Genomic DNA, 3,062 nt, shown 5'->3' on the forward strand with positions numbered 1-3,062 from the left:
CCTTCGAGGCGAAGGTCAAGGCGGACGGCGGGCGCGAACTGCTGCGCCTGCTCGGCGTGGAGGACCCCGGCGCCGTCTCCGTACCGGATCTGGCGGCGTCCGGGCCGCAGGGGCGGGCGGCCCGGACGGCGCTCGCGCTGCGGGAGGCGACCGCCGCCGGCGGCTGGTCGCTGCTCGACCACCCGATGCTGGTCCTGGAGGTGGCCGGCTCGCCCGTGTACCTGGAGCCCGACGCGGTGCTGGTCCATCCCGACGGGCGGTGGACGGTCGTGGAGATCAAGTCCTTCCCGATGATCGACGGCGCGGCCGACGCGGCGAAGGTGGGCGCCGCCGCCCGCCAGGCCGCCGTGTACGTGCTGGCCCTGGAGCGGACGGCGGCGGTGACCGAGGGCGCGGAGGTGGCGCACACGGTGCTGCTGGTCTGCCCCCGGGACTTCTCCAACGTGCCCACGGCCTCCCGGGTCGACGTCCGCAAGCAGCGGGCGGTCACCCGCCGCCAGCTGGCCCGGCTGACCCGCATCGAGGAGATCGCGGACGCCCTGCCGGAGGGGACGGGCTTCGATGTGACGGAGCGTTCGGCGGCGGAACTCGCCGAGGCGGTGGAGTGCGTGCCCCACGCCTACGCCCCGGAGTGCCTGTCCGCGTGCGAGCTGGCCTTCCACTGCCGGGCGCGCGCCCGGCAGGCGGGCGCCGTGGAGACCCTGGGCCGTTCGGTACGGGGCGAGCTCGGCGGCCTGACCACGGTCGGCGCCGTGCTGGCGGCGGCGCGCGGTGAGGAGGGCGACCCCGGGGATCCCGCGGTGGCGGCCCTGCGCCGCGCCCGGGCCCTGCGCGACGAGGCCCTCGCGGGGACGGGGGCCGCCGCATGTCGCTGATCGCCACCCTGGCCCGGCTGGAGGCGGTGGAGTCCGGGCGGGCGCAGCCCCTGGCCACCGTCCGGCACCGGCACCTGTCCGACCGGCCGCTCGTCCTCGTCCCGCTGACCACCGCCGGCGAGGCGGGCGCCCCGCTCGGGGCCCTAGTCGGCACCGATCCCGAGCGGCCCCGGCTCCTGGTGGTGCCGCAACCCCGGGACCGGGAGCTGCGGTTCGCGTTCCTCGCCGACCTGGCGGAGGAGGTCCTGCCGTACCTCGACGCGTACGCGGACGTCGTGGAGACCGTCGAGCGGAACGAGACGGATCCCGCGACCGGCCGGCGGACCAGGGTCGAGGCCGAGCTGTGCGCGGACGCGCCGCAGCTGATCGTGCCGAGCCGGGCGGGCGTCGAGTACGTACGGCTCCTCGGGCGGTCCACGCGTTTCCGGCGGACGGCCGAGCAGGACCCGGACGCGCCGTTCCCGGCGCCGCCCCGGGTGCCGCTGCTCGGGCGCTGGCTGACCCACTACGGCGAGCGGGCCCGGGTGCCCGGCTCCTCCCTGCTGCTCGCGGCGACCGACCTGCTGAACCGGCACTGGGCGACCGGCCAGTCCTCCCTGGAGGACCAGCACCTGGCCGCGCTGCTCGCCTGGATCGATCCGCCGGAGGGCGAGTCGGGCGCGGAGGCGGCCCTGCGGGCCGAGCTGGGCCGGGACGCGGCCGGCGGGCTCCTGTGCCCGCCGGCCGGGCCGGCCACCGACCCGGCCTTCGACAACCGGCTGCTCGCGCCCGCGATCGAGCGTTACGACCGGGCCCGGCAGGCACTCGGCGCGGCCGAGGACGGCGAGGCGGCCGACAGCGGTCTCGCCGAGCTGCACCGGGCCGAGCGGGAGCTGCGGCGCCTCGTCGCCTCCCAGCTGGAGCCCACGTGGGACGCGGTGTGGCGGGCGCTCGGGCTGCTGCGCGGGCTGCCGGAGGGGCCCCGGGTGGCCGAGCGCTGGACGGGTGACCGCTGGTCCTTCACCGCCCACCGGGACCGGGTCGCCGCGGGTGAGCCGCCCCAGCCGCGCCGGGACAGCGCGGTCGCGGCGGCGGCGAAGCTCGCGGCCCGGGAGCGGGCGCAGGCGCAGCTGGAGGCGCAGGAGGCCCTGGACGATCCGCTGGTCCTGGCCGGGCGCCGGCTCGCGGGCGAGGCGTTCGCCGCCGAGGTGGTGGAGGTGACGATGGCGTGGACGGAGTCGAAGCGGCCGGCGCCGCGTCCGCTGCTCACGGTCCGCACGGACGACCGGCCGCACCTGGCCGAGGGGGTGAAGGTCTTCCGTTCCCTGGAGGGCAAGCCGCAGGCGGCGGAGTTCGTCCGGTACGAGGAGGACGGGGCGCTGGTGCTGCGGCTGCTCGACCGGATGGGCCGGTCGAAGGAGCCGGCCGAGGGCTCGGTGCCGGAGAAGGGGGAGCTGCTGGCCTGGACCCTGTTCGAGCACGACCAGCGGGTGGGGCCGCGGCTGCCGGACCCGGACGAGACGCCCTGGACGCACGGCGGGCCGCCCGCCGGTGCCGACACCGCCGAACTGCCCGACGCCCTGACCCCCGAGGACCTGCTGTGACCCTGTTCGATCCCGGCGCCGAGGCGGCGCGGGCGACGTCCGCGATCCTGGCCGACACCCTGCACGGCACCTCCCGGGGTGTGGTGGTCGACTCCCCGCCGGGCGCCGGCAAGTCGACCCTGGTGGTGCGGGCGGCCCTGGAGCTGGCGGCCGCCGGACGGCCGCTGATGGTGGTGGCCCAGACGAACGCCCAGGTGGACGACCTGGTGCTGCGGCTCGCCGAGAAGCAGCCGGACCTGGAGGTGGGGCGGCTCCACTCGAACGACCGCGACGCGTACGACAAGGCGCTCGACGACCTGCCGCAGGTGCGGAAGTCGGCGAAGCCGGGGGAGCTGACCGGGCTGCCGGTGGTGATCTCGACCGCCGCCAAGTGGGCGCACGTGAAGAACGTGGAGCCGTGGTCGCACGCCATCGTGGACGAGGCGTACCAGATGCGTTCGGACGCGCTGCTCGCGGTGGCGGGTCTCTTCGAGCGGGCGCTGTTCGTCGGCGATCCGGGGCAGCTGGACCCGTTCTCGGTGGTGGGCGCGGACCAGTGGGCGGGGCTCTCGTACGACCCGTCGGCCTCGGCCGTCTCCACCCTGCTCGCGCACAACCCGGAGCT

General features: G+C 76.9%; 3 protein-coding genes. All 3 read left to right on the forward strand.

The window, feature by feature from the left end:
- Nucleotides 1-875 (forward strand): hypothetical protein (locus RIF68_RS32650; protein ID WP_309054973.1); only part of this gene is annotated, 875 nt, incomplete at its 5' end.
- Nucleotides 866-2,458, forward strand: coding sequence for a hypothetical protein (locus tag RIF68_RS32655; protein WP_309054975.1), 1,593 nt, complete (start codon nucleotides 866-868; stop codon nucleotides 2,456-2,458). The genes RIF68_RS32650 and RIF68_RS32655, both read left to right, overlap by 10 nt.
- The coding region (locus tag RIF68_RS32660) for an AAA domain-containing protein (RefSeq protein WP_309054976.1) at nucleotides 2,455-3,062 on the forward strand (608 nt) is incomplete at its 3' end. The genes RIF68_RS32655 and RIF68_RS32660, both read left to right, overlap by 4 nt.

The sequence above is a fragment of the Streptomyces sp. genome, assembly GCF_031178505.1.
In the GTDB taxonomy this organism is placed as follows: domain Bacteria; phylum Actinomycetota; class Actinomycetes; order Streptomycetales; family Streptomycetaceae; genus Streptomyces; species Streptomyces gulbargensis.

Coding starts and splice junctions, on each gene's coding strand:
- RIF68_RS32655 (WP_309054975.1), top strand. CDS start 866: ATGTCGCTGATCGCCACCCTGGCCCGGCTGGAGGCGGTGGAGTCCGGG.